Genomic DNA, 21,006 nt, shown 5'->3' with positions numbered 1-21,006 from the left:
TTAAAGGCTAACCTAACCAAAACTTTAAGTCACAATCCTTAAAATAACCATCTAAATACCAAACCTATGAGCATGCGTCAATTGAAGATCACGAAGTCGATTACGAATCGTGAATCTCAAAGTCTGGAGAAGTACCTCCAGGAGATTGGCAAAGTCGAATTGATCACCCCTGAAGAGGAGGTCCGCCTGGCGGCACTGATCAGACAGGGAGATCAACGAGCCCTCGACCGTCTCACCAAAGCCAATCTTCGTTTCGTTGTTTCCGTTGCAAAACAGTATCAGAATCAGGGTTTATCTCTGCCCGACCTCATCAATGAGGGCAATGTCGGCCTGATCAAGGCTGCCCAACGCTTCGACGAAACCCGTGGTTTCAAATTCATTTCTTACGCTGTTTGGTGGATCCGTCAGAGCATTTTACAGGCTTTGGCTGAGCAATCCAGGATCGTCAGGCTGCCGCTGAACAAAGTAGGCCTTACCAACAGGATCCAGAAAGCTTTCTCCACCCTTGAGCAGCAATTTGAAAGAGAGCCATCGGCGGAAGAACTTGCAGATATGCTGCAAATGGACCTGGAAGAGGTTTCCGCAACTTTGGGCATCTCCGCACGCCACGTCAGCATGGACACCCCACTTTCTGAAGGCGAAGACAGCACCCTGATCGATGTACTGATCAATCCCAATGCAGAAAAAACAGACGGGGAACTGGACCACAATCAGTCATTGAAAACCGAGATCGACCGCTCACTGAAGCTGCTTACTGAAAGGCAGAAAGAAGTGATCTGCTATTTCTTCGGGATCGGTGTTGATCACCCAATGAGCCTGGAAGACATCGGCGAAAAATTCAACCTCACACGTGAACGCGTTCGCCAGATCAAAGACAAAGCGATCACCAAACTGAGAACAACCAATCGTTGCAAACTTTTAAGAACCTATTTAGGCTAATGAAATAAACTTCTACTCTTCGAATTAAAAAATAAAAAGTCAAAAGTCAAAAATGGTCTCCTTCGCAGGAAGCTGTTTTACTTTTGACTTTTTACTTTTGAGATCTTACGCTGTACATACTTTACCGGATTGAGCGTAAAAGTTGTGGGATGGTTGTCTGAATGTAAAAGTTTAAAGTTTTTGCTTTTGCTTCGGTCCCTCGCCTGATGTAATCAGGCTTGCCGGCATTCTGCAAACAGATTATTATCACTTGTCCACTTATAAGTTTTTAAGCGATAGCTGTCTGATCGGGCACAAAAAACGTGAGCAGGCTTTGAAGCGATATATGCTCCTTAGATACGACATTCTGGCACGCGAAGCCAGCTGATGTGTTGCCTGATGATAATCATTCAGGGTCAAATTCCACCTGTTTTTGAAATGGTTGTTAGTCGTCGTTAGTTCGTCTCTTAGTCGTCCTTTGGCCGTCCAAAGTTTGACGGGATCTTAGGCAGTGAAAAATGGTGACAAGCTGACACGCTGAGGGCGATAGATCTTTTGAGCGACTGCCCCAGGTTCCCTCCCAGGCCATTCTTTTGCATTCCTCCTCTCGAACTAACCTCGAACAAGAAGCCTTCAAAACACTGACCATTTCCGGGTATTTTCGGAGGGCGGTTTACTGCGTCACAATTTCACTTTCTAACCTTCTTCATTCGGGAGACTCCTTCTTTCAACCCTCTATGCTTCCTCTGTTCCTCCTCATTGCTTCCTCGAAATCCGGGATCATCCAAAGGGAAACAGGCGAAGATCCGAGGAAGCAATGAGGAGAAATCAATATTCCGCTTACTTTGCCGCTGCCCCAAAGTCATTCCCTTTTTACTTTTTAATTTTGACTTTTTAATTTTTAATTAGCTGTAATTTCGCCCCCTTATAATCATCGATATGTTCAACAGTTTACAGGAAAAGCTTGAAAGTGCCTTTAAGAACCTCAAAGGCCAGGGAAGGATCACGGAGATCAACGTGGCTTCAACGGTAAAGGATATCCGTCGTGCATTGGTAGATGCGGACGTTAACTATAAGATTGCCAAGGAGTTCACTGATAAGATCAAGGACACGGCGATGGGAGAGAAAGTGATCAATGCGATCAGCCCGGGCCAGTTGATGATCAAGATCGTAAAAGATGAACTCACCGAGCTGATGGGTGGAGCCGAAGCCGGCTTTAACGCCAAAGGCAACCCTGCAGTGATCCTGATCGCAGGCCTCCAGGGTAGCGGTAAAACCACTTTCAGCGGTAAACTGGCCAATTATCTCAAAAGCAAAAAGGGCTTTTCCCCCATGCTGGTAGCTGCCGATATCTACCGCCCTGCGGCGATGGAGCAGTTACGCGTGCTCGGTGAGCAGATCGGTGTGGACGTGCATCTTGAACTGGAAAACAAAGACGCCGTTTCCATCGCACAAAATGCTGTAAAAGAAGCCAAAAGCAAGAATAAGAACGTAGTAATCATCGATACGGCCGGCCGCCTGGCCATCGATGAAGCAATGATGACCGAAGTAGCGGATATCCGCAATGCCGTGAACCCACAGGAGATCCTCTTCGTAGTGGATAGTATGACGGGGCAGGATGCCGTGAACACTGCCAAAGCGTTCAACGATCGCCTCGACTTTACCGGTGTTGTACTCACTAAACTGGATGGTGATACACGCGGTGGTGCGGCCCTGTCCATCAAATACACCGTCAACAAGCCGATCAAATTCATCAGCAGCGGTGAGAAAATGGAAACCCTGGATGTATTCTACCCTGAGCGTATGGCGCAAAGGATCCTGGGCATGGGTGACATCACGAGCCTCGTGGAGAAAGCACAGGAGCAGTTCAACGAAGAGCAGGCTAAAAAGCTGGAAAGCAAGATCCGGAAGAATAAATTCGACTTTGCCGACTTCAAAATGCAGCTGGAGCAGATCAAGAAAATGGGTAACATGAAAGACCTGTTAGGGATGATCCCCGGCGTTGGCAGCAAGATCAAAGACCTCGAGGTGAATGATGATTCCTTCAAAGGGATCGAAGCGATGATCAACTCCATGACTCCTGAAGAAAGAAGCAACCCGGACCTGATCGACGGCAGCCGCCGCAAACGTATCGCCAAAGGCGCCGGAAAAGATATCGCTGAAGTAAATGCCTTCATGAAACAATTCGACCAGATGCGTGATATGATGAAGGGAATGAATAAGATGAACATGTTTGGCAAGATGATGCCGGGGATGAAGAGATAAATAACTGTAACTCAGAAGAAAGTCAAAAGTAAAAATTAAAAAGTCAAAAATCCTCAGGCGGCATCTTCTGAGAATTTTGAGAATCTTCCAACCAGAAGAAACTATTTTTTAATTTTTACTTTTGACTTTTTACTTCTTACTTTCTCCGCATTTCATTATTTTCGCCCTCCGGTATCTACCGGGTTTATCAACAATTATTGTTTAACGCTGTTAAATTTCTATTTAATGTCAGCAAAAATCCGACTGCAACGCCACGGGTCTAAGAAAAGACCTTTCTACTTCATCGTAGTGGCAGACTCACGCGCTCCGCGTGATGGTAAATTCATCCAGAAATTAGGTACTTACAATCCATTGACTGTTCCTGCTACTATTCAGCTGGACCGTCAGAAAGCGCTCGAGTGGTTGAGCAAAGGTGCAACTCCAACTGACACCGTTCGCCGCATCCTGAGCTTTAAAGGCGTATTGTACCTGAAACACCTGTTAAGAGGTGTTGGTCTGGGTTTATTTGATGATGCTACTGCAATGGAGAAGTTCACCAAATGGAGCGCAGAACATGACGCCCAGGTGAGAAAACGCCAGGAAGAAGCTTCCCGCCAGAGAAGAAGCCGCCGTCCTATGCCAGGTCGCAGACCTGAAAGGAAAGCGGAAGGCGGAAGTGAAGGATAAATCAGACCCGGCTCTGCCGGACTAGTTCCATCCTGAAAGTTCATGAGGCGACATCTACGGGTGTCGCCTTTTTCATTACGCGAAGAGATCGTTTAAAAGTTTAATTGTTTAAAGGTTTAAAAGTTATTGGCCACGATAATTTTATGAACCTCTCAAAATCAAACAAGCTAACTTTTAAACCTTTAAACAATTAAACTTTTAAACTTTTCACACCTTGGCCGGATATTACAAAATGGGAAAACTCGTCGCCGTATTCGGACTGAAAGGCGAACTCGTGCTGACGCATACGCTCGGAAAAAAAAGTTCCCTGAAAGGTCTTACCGCAATCTTTATTGAAGAGAAAAAGCAGTCGTTTCTGCCGTGGTTTGTTGAATCTGCAAAGATCAAATCGGAAGATGATGTATACATTAAACTGGAAGGGATTGATTCGAGGGAAGCTGCGATGAAACTCATACAGAAAGAGGTATGGATCCCCGAAGCTGACTTCAAAAAGCTCGCGGCAAAATCAGCACCTGGTAGCATTCTCGGCTATACTATTGTTAATGATGGCGAACCGCTGAGCGAAATACTGGAAGTGATAGAACTGCCGCATCAACTGCTCTGCCGATTGGAGATAAACGAAAAAGAAGTGCTTATACCCTTGAATGAACAAACGATCGACAAAATTGACCACAAAAAGAAACTGGTGAATGTTACGCTGCCGGATGGCTTGCTGGAGATCTACCTTTAGGTATTGACCCTGGGTTAAAGAGGCATGGTAGTAACGCGGCGGACGCAGCGATACGCAGCGATCGCAACGAAATACAATTTTCCCCACGGCTGTTTCGCCGCGACCGCCGCCTTACTATTACTGTTACTATTACGCTGACCAGTTCAAGTGCTGGCTTTTATCTACCCCTGTTACCGCCTCAATCGTATTCCTGATCTGTACAAAATGGCGCTGTTCATGTGCAATGAGAAAACGGAAGGTATCGCCTGCTTTCAGTTTTATAAACTTTGCCAGCGAGATCGGGATCCTGATCTTTCCGATATTCTTCTGCCGTGCGATCTCCAGTAAGCCAAGCAACTGGTGTTGCTGTTGGAGGAACTTTTCAATAACCGGTTTTGCATCTGCATGAAAAGAAGGCCGGTGATTCTTTGGCGCCTTCATTTTATTCCTCACCTCGCCTTCCTTTGGGAGCATTGAGTTCGTAAAATAATTTCCAAGCCACCCGGACTTGAAATCAAGTGTTGCCGGAGCATTTTTAGAAAGCCCGGTTTGTAGAGCAGGAAGATAATAATCACTGTAGCTGTTCAAATGTTCCAGCACCTGTATCACACTCCATTTACCGGGACCGGGCTGCTGCAGCAGAACTCCGGGATCCTCGTTCTTAAGAAATGTTGCGGTGGCGATCAGCTGGCGTGTATTGGCCTGTAACTGGTCTATAAGCGTATTGCTGTTAAATAGTTTCATGTTCGTTTGTTTGTGCAGCAAAGCTAGATCGGGCGCTTTTGTAAAATCTTTGCGCAGATCAAGATTTTATGACTGTGTGGTGTGAGAGTATCGCAAAGGACGCAAAGAGCTCGCAGAGCACGCAAAGAGTATCGCAGAGGACGCAAAGAGTTCGCAGAGGACGCAAAGAGTTCGCAGAGCACGCGAAGGCTATCTTTGCGCTCTTTGCGAACTCTTTGCGTCCTCTGCGATACTTTTCCTCTGCGATACTCTCACACAAATTAAATTCTTTTACTACTCAACAACTTGCTGAATGTCGCCGGATCAATTCCCAGGTAAGACGCCAGGTATTTATGCGGGATGATCTGCAGCACATGCGGGCTTCGCTTCAACAAAGTCCTGAACTTCTCCTCCGCACTGAAACACTGCAGTTCCACTTGCCTCTCCAATACACCTTTCAATGCAAAAGCCGTGATCCGCAATACCATTCCCTGAACATCCGGGTATTGCAGCATTAGTTCCTCCATCTGCTTATATGTGGTCCGCAGAAATTTACTGGTGCTCAGTGTTTCAAAAAAATACTTTGAAGGGGTCTGGGTTAAAAATGAATCCGCCACTCCGGAAAATGAAGGAGGATAGGTGAACACGATCGTCCCTTCCTGGTTATCTTCCCCTATATAAAATGCCCGTTGCAATCCTTCCAGGACGAAATATAGGTGCTTTTCCGTTTCACCAATGGCCGTAAGCATGGTCTTGCGCTTGCATTCAAATGGAGTCCAGATGGAAGAAAAAGCTTCCCATTCTTTCTCCTTTAACGGATAAATGGCCTGGATAAATGTATGGAGCTGTTGAACAGACAAGGCAGATCAGATTTGTATGGCTTATGATCACTTCATATCCGAACGGATAAAATCAGCGAGCAGCTTCATGCGATAGTAAAGATTGCTAAGCATGAGTGAAATATTGTTTCTTACTTTTTCAAGACTGTCGCCATTCATCTTTTTGATGTTCCGCAACTCCTCGATCTTTTCATCGATCTTATCGATCAGTCTCTCCGCATCCCAACCGATATACTTTTTGTTACGATCATCATACACATGATATGGTTCGATACTTCCCGGTTTCAATTTCCTGAAACGGAAATTATTCTTGATCGCTTCCTTGACCGCTTCATTACTGAGAAGATCAACGAGCACATCCGATTTAACGCTATTAAAAAAACCATTATGAAAAATGTTCAGGTTATTCCGCAATTCACGGATCACCTGCTTTTTCAATACATCATTTGTTTTGCCTTCCTTGTTTAAAAAAGTAAGCAGATCTTTTAACGGCCCGACGCCGGTTTTAAGCCAGTCCCATTCCATCTTCCAAATCTAAGCGAAAAACCCGCAAAGCAGAAAGGCCTGAATAAATTTATATCCACCTTTTCCAATTGACAGCCAATAGCTAACAAGTAAAACAAACCACTAATCTAAAACTTCACCGCCTTCTTTCCCCTCTTTTCGAAAACTAAATTCTTTAGTCGTAAATTCGTCCTCTTGTTCCAGAAACGCTATATCGCCCACTTCGATCTCGACTCGTTTTTTGTGTCGGTCGAGATCCTCAATAACCCTTCTCTGAAGGGTAAGCCGGTGCTGGTGGGAGGATATGAGCGTGGCGTTGTAGCGGCCTGCAGTTACGAAGCGCGGAAGTTTGGTATCCATTCAGCCATGCCGATGAAAAAGGCATTGCAGCTTTGCCCTCATGCAATTGTCACTAATAGCAGCCGCGGAGAATACAGCAAATATTCACGCATAGTCACCGAGATCATCCACGAGAAAGTTCCCGCCTTTGAAAAGGCATCAATAGACGAGTTCTATTGTGATATGACAGGAATGGATAAGTTCTTTGGTGTAAGCCATTATACGCGCGAGCTTCGTGAATACATCATCAAAGAGACTGGCTTGCCGATCTCCTGCGGGCTTGGTTCAGCAAAATTCATTGCAAAAATGGCCACGAATGAAGCCAAGCCAAACGGTTTCCTGGAAATACCTCATGGAAGGGAAACTGATTTTCTCTGGCCATTGGGTATTGAAAAGATCAACGGTGTAGGCAAACAGACGGAACAACATCTGAAAACATTCGGTCTTTATAAAATTGAAGACATCGCCCGCACACCCAAAGAGCTGATCGAAAAATACGCAGGCAAATGGGGCGAATCACTGTGGAACAAAGCGCATGGACGCGGCAGTGCAGAAATTGAAACCGGCTGGGAACAAAAGAGTATGAGCCATGAAAATACATTTGATAAAGACTATACCGATATTGCTTTTCTTCATAAAGAGATCGTAAGGCTGACAGAAAAAACAGCATACGGGTTACGGGAAGATGAAAAACTCACCGGATGTGTTACCATCAAGATCAAATATTCCGACTTTGAAGTTTCCTCCCGCCAGGAAACGATCGATTATACAGCGCTGGATGATCAATTGATTGCCAAAGCAAAAGATCTCTTCAACAAATCATACCAGAAAGGCCGGCCTGTAAGACTGATCGGTGTACGGTTCAGTCAGCTTATCCCATTCACCATGCAAATGAGTTTGTTTGATAATAATATCAGCAAGCTGAATTTGTACAAGGCCGTTGACAATATCAAGAACCAGTTTGGGAGCGAGCTTGTTTCAAAAGCGAGTTCGCTGAGGAAGAAAACGAAATGAGCAATCTTTTTTCGCTATGCGCAATAGCTCACGATTTCAATCCAATGTCGTTTAGTTAGCAGCCCTGAAGTAACGCAGCGGACGCGGCGATACGCGGAGAGCGCGGCGAAATACAAGATGTTCTATGGCTGTTTACGTTGCGGACGCTGCGTATCGCCGCGTCCGCCGCGCTACTTCTACGCCAGGCAAACCTCAAGTTGACGTGTAATAAGGCACGCACCAGGGCTGCTTAACTAAACGACATTTCATTTAAATCGCGGGATGAATGAATGTTCAATTACCCCACCGCAGAATTCCCCAAATTGTCCACCCAAGATTGAAATCGTGGGCTACATTATCCTTCCGCAATTCCTTTCACAGTCTTTCATATTTTAATTATCCATATCCAGAATTTAATTCAGCAAAACACTAACTTTACCGAATTAAATTCTGAATATGTCTGTCACACTGGATTCCATCGACCTCGCGATCCTCACCCAGCTTCAGCAGGATGCCACAACCTCCAATACCAATCTCGCAAAAAAAGTGAAGATGGCACCCTCCGCCGTATTGGAGAGAGTAAAAAAGCTAAAGCAAAAAGGAGTGATCCTTGAACAGACAGCACGTGTGCACCCGGAATATATAGACCTGAAACTGCTGGCATTCATTTTTATCAAAAGCAGCGAAGGGCCGGGCAATATTTCTGTAGCAAAACAGCTTTCCAAACTGCCCGAAGTGCTGGAACTGCATCACATCGCCGGAGAGGATTGTTATATCGCCAAGGTCCGCGCCCGTGATCCGCAATCGCTGGCGCAATTGATGCGTGACAAATTCAGCAAGATCCCCGGATTGCTTTCCACCAAAACAACGATCGTGCTGGAGACCCTGAAAGAAAGTAACCATTTGCCAATTCCTAAAAAAATGTGATATGCCTACTGACCATAAAGGAAAACAACCTTCTAAAGCAATGATCATCGCAGCTTTTGCTGCGATCTATATAATCTGGGGATCTACCTATATCGCGATCATGATCGCTATTGAGGATATCCCGCCATTAATGATGGCCGGAGCAAGATTTCTGACAGCCGGGCTGATCCTGTACGGCGTCTCCCGCATCCGGGGAGAACACACGCCTGCTCCCCATGCGATCGCTAGGATCTCGTTGAGCGGTGTACTGATGCTGTTCTTTGGAACAGGTTCCCTTGCGTGGGTGGAACAATATATCACCACCGGGCTGGCAGCGATCATTGTTGCCACTGTTCCTCTCTGGTTTGTACTGTTTGACAAACGCAACTGGAAAAGTAATTTCTCCAGCAAATGGATCATGGGCGGCCTGCTCGTCGGATTTGCCGGGGTGATGCTATTGTTTGCAGATAAGAAGTCCATCGATTTCTCCGGCGACAAGATGATCGTGCTCAGCTTCTTTGTACTGGTCATTGGAACGATCTTCTGGTCGATCGGCTCACTGTATTCAAAGTATACGCCTATGGCTGCGTCAACGGGAATGAAGGCATCGTTTCAAATGATGGCAGCGGGTCTGGCCTCCCTGATCCTGGGCCTGGCTATGGGGGAACATCACCGCCTTGACATCAATGCTGTTTCCACAAACTCCATCCTCGCCCTGATCTACCTCGTTACCTTTGGATCATTGATCGGTTATATGGCGTATGTATGGTTGCTGAGTGTCCGCTCGCCCGCAATCGTTGGAACCTACGCCTATGTGAATCCAGTGGTCGCAGTATTCTTAGGTTCATTGATCCTCCATGAACCCATCAATCCAAAACAACTGCTGGCCCTTGGCGTGATCCTGTTGGGAGTGATCCTCGTGAGTTTCTCCAAAAAGGCCAATTGAACGGCAAATGTTATCTTCGCAGTCACTATTTTCAGAAATAAAAGTTATTACTATGCAGACCTGGAAAGATTATCAGGAAAAGAATAAAGAACGTTTTCTGGAAGAAATGCTGGAGCTATTGCGCATTCCTTCCATCAGTGCAAAAAGTGAACACAAAGAAGATATGCTGAAATGTGCTGAAGCAGTGAAGAAAGGTTTACTTGCTGCAGGCTGCGACAAGGCAGAGGTAATGCCCACGGAAGGATATCCTGTTGTTTATGGAGAAAAGATCATCGATCCATCGAAGCCAACAGTTCTTGTGTATGGACATTATGATGTGCAACCCGCCGATCCACTCGAGCTCTGGCATAGTGGCCCATTCGAACCCGTGATCAAAGACGGCAAAGTCTTCGCCCGTGGTTCCGCCGATGATAAAGGCCAGTTCTTCATGCATGTGAAAGCACTGGAGATCCTTACAAAAACGGATTCGCTTACAACAAATATCAAATTCCTCATCGAAGGGGAAGAAGAAGTCGGTTCTCCTAACCTCGGCAAATTTGTTGCCGCTAATAAATCATTGCTTAAAGCAGACGTGATCCTCATCAGTGACAGCTCTATGCTGAGCATGGAGAATCCATCACTTGACACGGGCGTACGCGGCCTTAGTTATATCCAGGTAGAAGTGACCGGCGCGAACCGCGATCTTCATAGTGGTACGTATGGCGGCGCCGTCGCCAACCCGATCACGATCCTGGCAAAGATGATCGCGTCCTGCCACGACGAAAACAATCATATCACCATCCCTGGTTTTTATGACGATGTGGTTGTTGCAACAAAAGAAGAAAGGGACCTCCTGAATAAAGCTCCCTATGATGAGCAGGAATACAAAGATGAATTGGGCGTGAAAGAACTTTGGGGAGAAAAAGGATATTCCACCTATGAAAGAACGGGGATACGTCCAACACTGGAAGTGAACGGGATCTGGGGCGGCTATACAGGTGAAGGCGCGAAGACAGTATTGCCTTCCAAAGCTTTTGCAAAGATCTCTGCAAGGCTTGTTCCAAACCAGTCTTCAGATAAGATCACCGAAAAGCTGCTGGCATACTTCAAATCTATTGCACCCGCTTCTGTTGACGTGAAAGCAGAACTGCATCATGGCGGTGAGCCTTATATGACTCCGATCGATAGTAAAGGATATAAAGCCGCGTCCAAAGCTGTTGAAACTACCTTTGGCAAAGCACCGATCCCCGTACGTGGCGGCGGTAGCATTCCGATCTGCTCGATCCTGGAGAAAGAACTTGGCATTAAGATCATCTTCATGGGCTTTGGCCTGGATAATGACAATCTCCACAGCCCGAACGAAAAATACAACCTGGAAAATTATTACAAGGGAATAGAAACGATCCCTTACTTCCATAAGTTCTTTGCAGAATAAATCTGCAGCCTAAATTAAAAAAGCTGCCCGGTTCAGCGTTTTGCACTTTATCAGGCAGCTTTTTTTAATTTTTACTTTTGACTTTGTTAACCATGGAAAAAGAAAAACTCCGTTTGGATAAGTATCTCTGGGCCATCCGTCTTTTTAAGACAAGGAGTATGGCTGCGGATGCTTGTGATTCCGGTAAAGTGAAATTAGATGGAGCTTCGGTAAAGGCATCCAAACAGGTAACTGTTGGTGACGAATACGAAGTGAAAACCGAAGCAAAACGCTGGCGGATCAAGGTAACAGGGCTGCTGCATAATCGTATGGCCTATCCGGAAGCCATTAAATACTACCTTGACATTACCCCGGAAGAAGAGATCCAGCGCCTGCAATTCCAGGCGGCAAGCTTCCATACAGGCAAACGGCAAAGTAAGATCGGCAGACCGACCAAGCGGGAACGCAGAGACCTGGACGGGTTTTTAGGAACGGACGAAAACTGACAACGGCTACTTCATTTAAACACGATACCGGCATGAAAAAGCTGATCGTTCTCATCCTGGTCATTGCTACCATGAGCTGTTCTAAAAGCAGCAGTACGGGCAATGATGATCAGCCGCCTGTCGTGATCATAACTGCTCCCACTGCCAATCAGCGGTTCAACGCCGGACAAACCGTTGATATCACCGGTACCCTCACTGACAATGAGACGCTGGCCGAACTTCATGTGCATATCTCCAACAGAGAAACGGGAGCCTTGCTGATAGATATTCACCGCTACCCTTCTGCCTCCTCCTACGAAATGAAGGAGTCCTTCCAGGCGCAAGCAGGTATTCTCTATCGGGTACAGGTTATTGCAAAAGACAATTCTGCCAATGAGGGACGTGCTTCTGTTGAGATAAGCACGAACTGACCCTTATCTTTGTGGCATGCGAATAGACATTCTTTCTGTTTTACCGGAATTACTTAAGAGCCCTTTTGAGCACAGCATTATGAAGCGGGCCCAGGATAAAGGCCTTCTGACAATTGTGGTCCATCACCTGCGTAAGTGGGCGGTAAATGAGTATGGAATGATCGATGATTACCAGTATGGCGGTGGTGCCGGGATGGTGATGATGTGCGAGCCACTGGCAAAAGCCATTGAAGAATTATCCGCGGAAAGAAAATATGATGAGATCATTTACCTGACCCCCGATGGAGAAAGGCTTACACAAAAGATCTCCAATACGCTTTCACTGAAAGGAAATCTGCTGATGATCTGCGGCCATTATAAAGGCATCGACGAACGCATCAGGGAACAGTTTGTAACAAAAGAGATTTCTATCGGAGATTTTGTACTAAGCGGCGGAGAGTTACCGGCAGCAATACTGGTTGACAGTATCGGGCGCCTGCTTCCCGGCGTGCTGAATGACGAGACCTCGGCTCTTTTTGATTCATTCCAGGATAATCTTCTTGCGCCACCTGTCTATACACGCCCCGTCGATTTTCGTGGCTGGAAAGTTCCTGATATCCTGATGAGCGGCGATCACCGCAAGATCGAAGAATGGAGGCATGAGCAGGCGGTGAAACGTACACAGGAACGAAGACCGGACCTCATGGATGAATGATCGTTCTGATAGAACGCCTTGATCATCCTTCCACCAGTGAAGTATTGATGGTTGGCCGGCGCCATTACTCTACTAAACATCCTGAATTACCGGAATGCATTGTTCTTGCTTTCTTTCATGCATCTCCCCAAAGCAACAAGAGGCGCCTTTACAGATCTACTTGTGTCAACAGCGCCTTTGCCGCATCATTAAATACTTCCGCTTATAAAAAGATCAATAGGGTAATACCAACAGCAGAACAAAATAGAAAAACAAAATCATGCAGACATTAACAGCGATTGTTGTTTTCATAAGTTTCGGATTTGGTTACCGCATATCTTGCAGTGATCATGCCAAAGGCAGCTTATCCACATGGGAGAAGTACCCAGAGACGGATGAAAAAACAGCAGGTATATTGTCTTGCAAATAACCATCAGCCGCTAAGTGTATTCCTGTGTTTTGGATTTTGCGCATATAGGACTAATGTGTTAACAGGATGATTTTATGAGCGGTCAGACATCCCTGATAGATATCGTGATCAATTTTTCCTGATCCGGGATCGTTATTCTCCGCGGCAGGTTGCGGATTACTTCCCCGTCTTGCTGTTTGCTCAGCGTAGACGTATCGCATAGGACGTAGGCCAATACGACATCCTTCCCGGCTGTTTTCGTTGGGTTCTCCGCGGTCCACTGCGCCCTTTGCGATACCCTTTTGCCGATCAGACACAAAACTTTCCCGCCCCTGGATGATCTCCCACTAAATTAAAACCCGCCTGAGAGTAACATACACGCAATACCACCGTTTAAAAAGAAGGTTATCCCCATAATATAGCATTGTAAGTTCCGGGAAAAATGTATTTTCACGCCGACTAGTGTCGCGGAACCGAGCAAAGAACTGATTTGCAGCTATTTGAATGCGGAGCCACACTCAAACCGAAAATTTCATGAAGGCCCTGACCACTATTACCGATCCGGTATACATTCCAAAGGAAAATTTCAGTTCATATGAGCGGTTTTGGTTACGCTATATGAATGATAAAAGAGACCTCCCTTTTATTCATTTGCTAACCGGCATTCACTTGCTGGTATTACCTATCGCGATCCTCTTATATACCCCGGTGCTGCAAGGCTGGTACTGGTGGATAGCCTATATCCCGTATTTCTATTTTTCCCAGTTATACTTTAAAGGAAGATTTGGTCTGATGCTCCATTGTATCAGTCACCGCAAACTTTTCAAGAAGAATTTCACCTGGATCTATCACTGGATCATCTGGTGCGTCTGTCCTTTCTTTGGACATACCCCGGAAACATATTTTGTACACCACATGGCGATGCACCACGTGGAGAACAATATGCATGATGATGCCAGCAGTACGCTTAACTATCGCCGGGACAGCCTTCGCGGATTTATTTCATACGTCACCCGCTTTCTCTTCCTTGGCTTCCGCGATACCTTCATGTACCTGTTCACCAAAAAAAGAAAGAAGTTCTATATGCGCCTTAGCTACGGCGAGATCTCTTTCTATCTCTTTTGTATAGGCATGTGTTTTGTCAACCTGCAGGCGACTCTCTGGATCTTTATTATTCCTTTTGTATTTGCCCGGATCGTGATGATGTTAGGCAACTGGGCGCAACACGCTTTTGTCGATCCTGAAAATCCGGAAGACAATACGATCAATTGCATCAATACTAAGTATAATCAGATCTGCTGGAATGACGGCTATCATGCGGTTCACCATAACCGCCCCGCTCTTCATTACACGGAGATCCCCGTTGAGTTCATGAAGAACAAAGACAAATATGCCGCAGATAAAATACTGACATTCGATGGCATCCACTATCTCCACATATTTGTGTGGCTGATGACAAAACGTTATGATAAACTCGCTGCTAACCTGGTTAACGTAAACAATATGTTTGCAAGCGATGAAGAAGCGATCGCGGTCATGCAAGAGCGGACCAGGAAGATCCCGGAACCGGGCATTTATACAGCGCACCCGGAAATGAAGACCAGCCTGAATATGACAGAAGCCTGATCGATTATCTTCCCTGTAAGAATGCTTTTATAGATGCGTCACAAAATGTGCGCTTCTATAAAAGCATTTTTCTTTGCGGTTTTCAACTTAGCTTAGCTGAGAATTGATCATAAAACATCAGCTATGTCTTCTTTTTCGATCACCGGTCATCTTGTTGATATTCCTCAAAAGAGAATATTTCCCGCGGAAATAAAGATCCAGGATGGAAAGATCCATTCAATACAAGAGCTTCCCTCTTCTTCCGTGGAGGCTGACAGGTTTATTCTTCCCGGCTTTATCGACAGTCATGTTCACATAGAAAGCTCCATGCTTGTTCCCTCGGAATTCGCCCGTCTCGCTGTTGTGCATGGAACCATCGGAACAATCAGTGATCCGCATGAGATTGCGAATGTATGCGGCCTGAAGGGGGTTGAATACATGATCGCGAACGGAAATACGGTCCCATTCAAATTCAACTTCGGCGCGCCAAGTTGTGTTCCTGCAACAACATTCGAAACCGCAGGTGCTACGCTTGATGCCGGTGAAGTAGAGCAGCTTTTACAACGGGATGATATCCGCTACCTGAGCGAAATGATGAACTTCCCTGGTGTTCTTTTTAAGGATGAAGAAGTGATGAAAAAGATCGAAGCAGCTCACCGGCTCGGTAAACCGGTTGACGGTCATGCACCGGGCCTGCGCGGAAAAGAAGCAAGGCAATATATAGACGCCGGGATCTCTACCGACCATGAATGCTTCACTGCTGAAGAAGCGTTGGATAAACTCCGGTACGGCATGAAGATCCTGATCCGTGAAGGCAGTGCAGCAAGAAACTTCGAAGCATTGATCGGCCTGCTGAACGATCATCCCGATCAGATCATGTTCTGCAGTGATGATAAGCATCCCGATAGTCTTGTACTGGGCCATATCAATCAGCTCTGCGAAAGGGCTGTGACAAAAGGCATTGACCTGTTCAAAGTACTGACAGCCGCTTGTGTAAATCCCGTAAAACATTACAAGCTCGATTGTGGACTTTTACAACCCGGCGATCATGCAGATTTCATAGTGACCAGCGATCTGCAAAAGTTTAACGTTTTGCAGACCTATATCAATGGACAACTGGTAGCTGAAAATGGCCGTTCTCTTATAGAGAGGCAGAACGCAGGAACGATCAATAATTTTTCCTGCGATCTGCTGAAACCCGAAGATTTTGCGATCCCCGTTGCTGATCACAGCGCACAAACGATACCTGTGATCGAAGCACTTGACGGCCAGTTGATCACCAACCGACTGGAATTAAAGGGAAAACAGCAGGACGGCTATTGGGTGAGTGATACAGTAAATGACATTCTGAAGATCGTAGTGGTGAACCGATATACAAATGCGCCGGTAGCCAAATCTTTCATTAAGAACATAGGATTAAAAACCGGTGCACTGGCTTCTTCCGTAGCGCATGACAGTCATAATATTGTTGCTGTTGGCACGGATGATGAAAGCCTTTGCAGGGCAGTGAATCTGGTTATTAAAGAGCAGGGAGGCGTAAGCGCTGCCGGTAATGGAAAAGAAATGATCCTCGCCCTGCCCGTTGCCGGATTAATGAGCACCAATGATGGATACGAGGTAGCCACCGCCTATACGGCCATAGATAAGCTGTCAAAAGAATTCGGCAGCACGCTAGGGTCTCCGTTCATGACGCTCTCATTTATGGCATTATTAGTGATACCTCATTTAAAACTCAGCGATAAAGGCTTATTTGATGGAGATAAATTCGCTTTCGTTGAAGCATAAATGAATGGTATGAAAAAGATCCTGCTCTATATTACTACGGCTTGCTTTCTTATCGCCTGTAACCAGGAGGGTAAAAACCAAAGCGATACAGACTCCGCTGGATTGAACCCACCTGTTATAATCGATACATCGGCAAAAGCAGGCCATGACTCAATTGCTGTTACTTCCGACACAGCCTTGCTGGATCTCTCCCGTATTATACTGACAGCATTGAAGCAACAGGATACCACCAGGCTTAACCAATATGTTAGTCCTGAATTCAGATTAAGATTCTCCCCTTATGCATTCATAGACACCAGCAGTAAAGCTTTTACACCCTACGAACTGATGGCAGCTTTCAGTAAGTCAACCATCTTTGAATGGGGTTCTTATGACGGCTCCGGCGAGCCGATAAAAATGAATATCCGCCAGTACTTCAACAAGTTCGTTTATAACAAAGATTATCTGTCTGCACCTAAAAGGAGTGTCAACACTTTTCTGGGCTCCGGTAATTCGCTGAATAATTTGAAGGAAGTATACCCCACTGATCACTTCACCGAATTCTATTTCCCAGGCTTCGATGCAAAATATGACGGTATGGACTGGCAAACCATTCGTCTTGTTTTCCGCCAGGCAAACGAAAAAACATATCTCATTGCGATAGTCCACGATCAATGGACTATCTAGGGCAACGAGTTGAAAGCAATGTCGTTTAGTTAAGGATTTTCCCGAAAGTTTATTCAATGACCGATGGCCGCTGGCCGAAAATACATATACCTACTTGTGTCGATACCCTATACCAATTGGCAGCAATAGCTTCCATCCAAATGCGGCACTCGGCCATCGGCCATCAGTCATCGCCCATCGAGCTACTGTAGGATGATCTCTTAACTAAACGACATTGATTTTAAATCAGTGGCGGCCACAACTACAACCCTCGGTTTCTGTCTCTGTTCCATCATGCCAGGGAAAGCTTTCGGAATTCTTATTGCTTTCCCAGAAGAATTTAGTACGGGGCCTGTTGGTGTTGCCTATTTCATTCATGGTTTCCGCATCATATAATCTTCCGTTGACCATTGTGTAACGGATGCTTTCTGTGTTGCGGATATTATCAAGCGGATTTTTGTCCAGTATAATAAGATCAGCAAGTTTGCCCGCTTCAAGTGAGCCAATGTGTTTATCGAGGCCGAGGCTTATTGCCGGGTTGATCGTGGCTGTTTGCAAAGCCTGGTGATTGGTCATGCCGCCTTGTTGCATCATCCAGATCTCCCAGTGTGCGCCGATCCCCTGGATTTGTCCGTGTGCGCCCATATTGACTTTTACGCCCCGGTCCATCAGGTCTTTTGCGCTGCGCGAAGTGGCTATGTGCCCGTTCTGATATTCTTCTTCCGGCAGCATGGTGCGATGACGGCTGCGCGTGTCGATCTGTGCCCGGGGAAAGAAACGAAGCAGCCGTTCATTCTCCCATACATTCGTGTGCTGGTACCAGTAATACTCACCGCTCATGCCCGCAAAGTTCACGATCAATGTTGGTGTGTAACCTGTTTGCGCATTCTTCCATAGCTCAAGCACATCTTTGAATAACGGGTTTACCGGAAGGTTATGTTCAATGGTTGTATGTCCATCGAGTATCATACTAAGATTATGGAAAAAGAATGACCCGCCTTCAGGCACTACTTCCATATTCAATTCCCTGGCAGCCTGAATGATCATCTGGCGCTGTTCACGCCTTGGCTGATTATAACTTTTCACAGAGAAAGCACCGAACGCTTTCGTTCTGCGCAAAGCACTTCTTGCGTCTTCTATCGAATTGATCACTGCTTTGGTATTGCTTTCAGCTCCATACAGCACAGTGCCTGTTGAAAACACACGCGGACCAGCCATCACACCAGCTTTGATCATTTCGCTTTGCGAAAACACGAGTTCGCTATTTGCAGAAGGATCATGCATGGTAGTTACGCCGAAGGAAAGATTTGTATAGTACGGCCAGTGTTTCTGGGGAGTGATCCCATTGCGGAAATGGCTTCCGTGTGCATGCGCGTCAATAAAGCCCGGCAATATTGTTTTGCCGTTGCAATCGATCGTTTTCGCACCGGCAGGTACCACCACGTCTCCAGTTCTGCCAATAGCTTTGATCTGGTTGCCATCTACGATGATCGTTCCATTCTCAATGATCTCGTTTGCCTTCATGGTAATGATACGCGCATTCGTAAAAGCGATCAGGCCTTTAGGCTTATCTGTTAACACTTCCAGTCCAACCTTTGATCCTTTTTCAGGGATCTTAAATAATGAATCAGGCTTGTTGGCAATAAAAGCGAAACGCTCGTCGAGGTTGATCGTAAAATATTCATCGCCTAAGGTATAATGAAGCTGCCGGCTATCGCTGCTGAAATGCAGATTGAACCCGGCATCCTTTGACACAAGCCTGACCGGGAAATCTGAGGTTCCGCTGCCTACATCAATCGTCTTGCCTGTTTTTGGCAAGGCTGCTATATAGGCTTTGTGCAGATCAATGAATGCAACCCAGTTCTCATCAGGCGAAATGGTGAATTGGTTTCCGTATCCACTTTTCAAGACAAGCTTTTCATCAGTTCCATCAGTATTGCAGCTGCCGAGCCCGCCAAATGATTGATAATACAGTCGGTTGCCGGTCTTGTTAAATTTCGGCTGATCACCCCGGCCTGTTACAAATTTTTCCTGTGATCCATCAGCGGCCATGATATAAACACCGGGTTGAGCGGTATAAGCTTCACCCAGCGCATCGCTTCCTCCTTCCTTGCGGAACACGATCCATTTTCCGTCAGGCGAGAAAGAAGGCTGGCGAAAAATTCCTTTTGTCTTGTTCAGCTTCACTGGTTTTGCATTTCCGGTAAGCGACAGTTTCCAGATGCCGCCTGAAGCGGTATCATTCCACGTAGTGTACACCAGGGTTTTTCCATCGGAGGAAAAAGCAGGTTCAAACTCGTAGCCTGTTTCGATCGGCGTACCAGTTACGCGTACTGGCTTTCCTGACGGCAGTTCTTTCTTCCATAAACTACCAACCGCGCTAAAGAACAACCATTTTCCATCAGGGGATGTAGTTGCCTGACGGATCACATGTGCTTCAAACTTATCAGGATTGATATCCTGTTGAAAACGGACAGCATCGTAAATACGTTGTGTTACTTTTACCGTAAAGGGGATCTGTGTTGCTTTATTCACCCCATTTACATCTACTTTCCAGATCTTGCCATTGCTCCAGATGATGATATGCTGATCATCGGGCGTCCAGGAATAGTGGGTATAAAGACCAAAGACTGTCCAGCCTTCCTGTTGATCCTTCGTCAGCTGATCATACACCGGCCATTCTTCACCGGTTTCAAGATTGCGGAGATAGAGAACCGACTTCGTTCTTACTCTTTTTATGAATGAAAGCAGTTTACCGTTATGCGAGATCGCCGGACGAACAGCACCTCCCGGTCCGCCGGTCACTGTTTCGTTTGTTCCTTTTTCCCTGTCGAATCGTTTGATGACAAAGATCTGGTTATTGGGATCCTTGTTATACTGGAACTGTCCGCCGGGGTACATATCCTCGCAGTAATAAACATAGCGGCCATCAGGGGAAAAGGCCGGTTCGTTCACATCCTGCTGATCGTTCTTTCGTTGAGTCAACTGTAAACCGCTTCCTCCGGTCGTATGATACATCCACATTTCACCGGCTCCTAATGACCGGCCCGAGGTAAAGTGTTTCCGGGCAACAATGTATTGTCCGTCTGGCGCCCAGGTAGCATTATTGAGTAATCTGAAATTTTCGCGGGTGACCTGTACCGGATTGCTGCCATCGCGATTCATCATCCAGATATTATCGCCGCCGCCAGCGTCAGAGGTGAACATTAACTTCTTCCCATCCGGGCTATAGGTTGGCTGAAGGTCCATCGAATGTCCACCCTTCAGTAATTTTGCTTCGCCGCCGTTTACCGGGATAGTATAAAGGTCTCCCAGCAGGTCAAAGACGATCTCTTTGCCATCTGGCGAAAGGTCGAGATTCATCCAGGTACCCTCATCAGTGGTAAAGGAAACGGTCTTATACGGCCCTTCAGGATTGGTGACATCCCATTTTTTTGTATCCCTGCGCTCCTGCGCGGAGAGGGAGAGTGCTACCGGCAGCAACAGCGCTGCTGCGATCAGTTTTTTACAAGACATGTGTTTGGTTTGTGTAGGCGCGGAAGGTAGGGAATTTGGGGATTCGTTGTTCGTTGACGGTGACCGTTGTCCGTTGTCCGTTGACCGTTGACCGTTGACCGTTGTCCGTTGACCGTTGTCCGTTGACCGTTGTCCGTTGACCGGAAGGGTTTGCGGCCGCCCGGCAAGGCAGCCTTGATTCCGGGCCCTTCCGGGCAACGGAGAACGGACAACCCTTCCGCTCACCGCCCTATTCCCGCTTTTCACCGATAAACCC

The 21,006-nt window shown here is 46.3% G+C and carries 18 protein-coding genes; 14 read left to right on the top strand and 4 right to left on the bottom strand.

The genetic code is table 11. The features are described 5' to 3' along the window. Window positions 1-72: 72 nt before the first annotated feature. The 4 genes from LZZ85_RS10490 to rimM all read left to right on the top strand — a co-directional run bounded on the left by LZZ85_RS10490 (window position 73) and on the right by rimM (window position 4,579). Window positions 73-939, top strand: a complete 867-nt coding sequence (locus LZZ85_RS10490; protein ID WP_237871393.1) for a sigma-70 family RNA polymerase sigma factor — start codon at window positions 73-75, stop codon at window positions 937-939. A gap of 918 nt (window positions 940-1,857) precedes the next feature. Then, window positions 1,858-3,183, top strand: a complete 1,326-nt coding sequence (gene ffh / locus LZZ85_RS10485; protein WP_237871391.1) for a signal recognition particle protein — start codon at window positions 1,858-1,860, stop codon at window positions 3,181-3,183. Between the two features lie 225 nt (window positions 3,184-3,408). Beyond that, the gene (gene rpsP / locus LZZ85_RS28635; RefSeq protein WP_349291740.1) at window positions 3,409-3,849 is read left to right on the top strand and encodes a 30S ribosomal protein S16; all 441 of its coding nucleotides are present in this window, start codon (window positions 3,409-3,411) and stop codon (window positions 3,847-3,849) included. Between the two features lie 232 nt (window positions 3,850-4,081). Beyond that, window positions 4,082-4,579, top strand: a complete 498-nt coding sequence (gene rimM / locus LZZ85_RS10475; RefSeq protein WP_237871388.1) for a ribosome maturation factor RimM — start codon at window positions 4,082-4,084, stop codon at window positions 4,577-4,579. A gap of 129 nt (window positions 4,580-4,708) precedes the next feature. Here the strand turns inward: rimM and LZZ85_RS10470 are convergent, their stop codons facing one another. The 3 genes from LZZ85_RS10470 to LZZ85_RS10460 form a co-directional block, all read right to left on the bottom strand. Beyond that, window positions 4,709-5,302: a DinB family protein gene (locus tag LZZ85_RS10470; RefSeq protein WP_237871386.1), complete on the bottom strand. Its 594-nt coding sequence runs from the start codon at window positions 5,300-5,302 to the stop codon at window positions 4,709-4,711. 260 nt (window positions 5,303-5,562) lie between these two features. After that, on the bottom strand, window positions 5,563-6,141 hold the full coding sequence (locus tag LZZ85_RS10465; RefSeq protein ID WP_237871383.1) for a Crp/Fnr family transcriptional regulator: 579 nt from the start codon (window positions 6,139-6,141) through the stop codon (window positions 5,563-5,565). Between the two features lie 27 nt (window positions 6,142-6,168). Continuing rightward, window positions 6,169-6,645, bottom strand: coding sequence for a hypothetical protein (locus LZZ85_RS10460; RefSeq protein WP_237871382.1), 477 nt, complete (start codon window positions 6,643-6,645; stop codon window positions 6,169-6,171). 174 nt (window positions 6,646-6,819) lie between these two features. On the opposite strand from LZZ85_RS10460, the gene dinB reads away from it, so the two are divergent. The 10 genes from dinB (at window position 6,820) to LZZ85_RS10410 (ending at window position 17,255) form a co-directional block, all read left to right on the top strand. Beyond that, window positions 6,820-7,977, top strand: coding sequence for a DNA polymerase IV (gene dinB / locus LZZ85_RS10455; RefSeq protein ID WP_237871380.1), 1,158 nt, complete (start codon window positions 6,820-6,822; stop codon window positions 7,975-7,977). Window positions 7,978-8,412: 435 nt separating this feature from the next. Further along, window positions 8,413-8,883, top strand: coding sequence for an Lrp/AsnC family transcriptional regulator (locus LZZ85_RS10450; RefSeq protein WP_237871378.1), 471 nt, complete (start codon window positions 8,413-8,415; stop codon window positions 8,881-8,883). A gap of 1 nt (window position 8,884) precedes the next feature. Continuing rightward, complete coding sequence (locus LZZ85_RS10445; protein WP_237871376.1) at window positions 8,885-9,808, top strand: EamA family transporter; 924 nt, start codon at window positions 8,885-8,887, stop codon at window positions 9,806-9,808. A gap of 52 nt (window positions 9,809-9,860) precedes the next feature. Next, a complete protein-coding gene (locus LZZ85_RS10440; RefSeq protein ID WP_237871374.1) occupies window positions 9,861-11,222 on the top strand; it encodes a dipeptidase in 1,362 nt (453 codons plus the stop codon). A gap of 92 nt (window positions 11,223-11,314) precedes the next feature. Then, window positions 11,315-11,707 carry an RNA-binding S4 domain-containing protein gene (locus LZZ85_RS10435; RefSeq protein WP_237871372.1) on the top strand — a complete coding sequence of 131 codons (393 nt, stop codon included), beginning with the start codon at window positions 11,315-11,317 and terminating at the stop codon, window positions 11,705-11,707. 32 nt (window positions 11,708-11,739) lie between these two features. Further along, a complete protein-coding gene (locus LZZ85_RS10430) occupies window positions 11,740-12,117 on the top strand; it encodes an Ig-like domain-containing protein (protein WP_237871370.1) in 378 nt (125 codons plus the stop codon). 16 nt (window positions 12,118-12,133) lie between these two features. Continuing rightward, window positions 12,134-12,811: a tRNA (guanosine(37)-N1)-methyltransferase TrmD gene (gene trmD, locus LZZ85_RS10425; protein ID WP_237871368.1), complete on the top strand. Its 678-nt coding sequence runs from the start codon at window positions 12,134-12,136 to the stop codon at window positions 12,809-12,811. 922 nt (window positions 12,812-13,733) lie between these two features. Then, window positions 13,734-14,825: a fatty acid desaturase family protein gene (locus LZZ85_RS10420; RefSeq protein ID WP_237871366.1), complete on the top strand. Its 1,092-nt coding sequence runs from the start codon at window positions 13,734-13,736 to the stop codon at window positions 14,823-14,825. A 123-nt stretch (window positions 14,826-14,948) separates the two neighbouring features. Beyond that, complete coding sequence (ade, locus tag LZZ85_RS10415; RefSeq protein WP_237871364.1) at window positions 14,949-16,589, top strand: adenine deaminase; 1,641 nt, start codon at window positions 14,949-14,951, stop codon at window positions 16,587-16,589. Window positions 16,590-16,598: 9 nt separating this feature from the next. Continuing rightward, window positions 16,599-17,255: a hypothetical protein gene (locus LZZ85_RS10410; protein WP_237871362.1), complete on the top strand. Its 657-nt coding sequence runs from the start codon at window positions 16,599-16,601 to the stop codon at window positions 17,253-17,255. A 225-nt stretch (window positions 17,256-17,480) separates the two neighbouring features. Here the strand turns inward: LZZ85_RS10410 and LZZ85_RS10405 are convergent, their stop codons facing one another. Next, window positions 17,481-20,750, bottom strand: coding sequence for an amidohydrolase family protein (locus LZZ85_RS10405; protein ID WP_237871360.1), 3,270 nt, complete (start codon window positions 20,748-20,750; stop codon window positions 17,481-17,483). Window positions 20,751-21,006 lie beyond the last annotated feature (256 nt).

The sequence above is a fragment of the Terrimonas ginsenosidimutans genome (genome assembly GCF_022012415.1).
Taxonomy (GTDB): Bacteria; Bacteroidota; Bacteroidia; order Chitinophagales; family Chitinophagaceae; genus Terrimonas_A; species Terrimonas_A ginsenosidimutans.
This window is presented reverse-complemented; position numbering and strand designations above follow the sequence as displayed.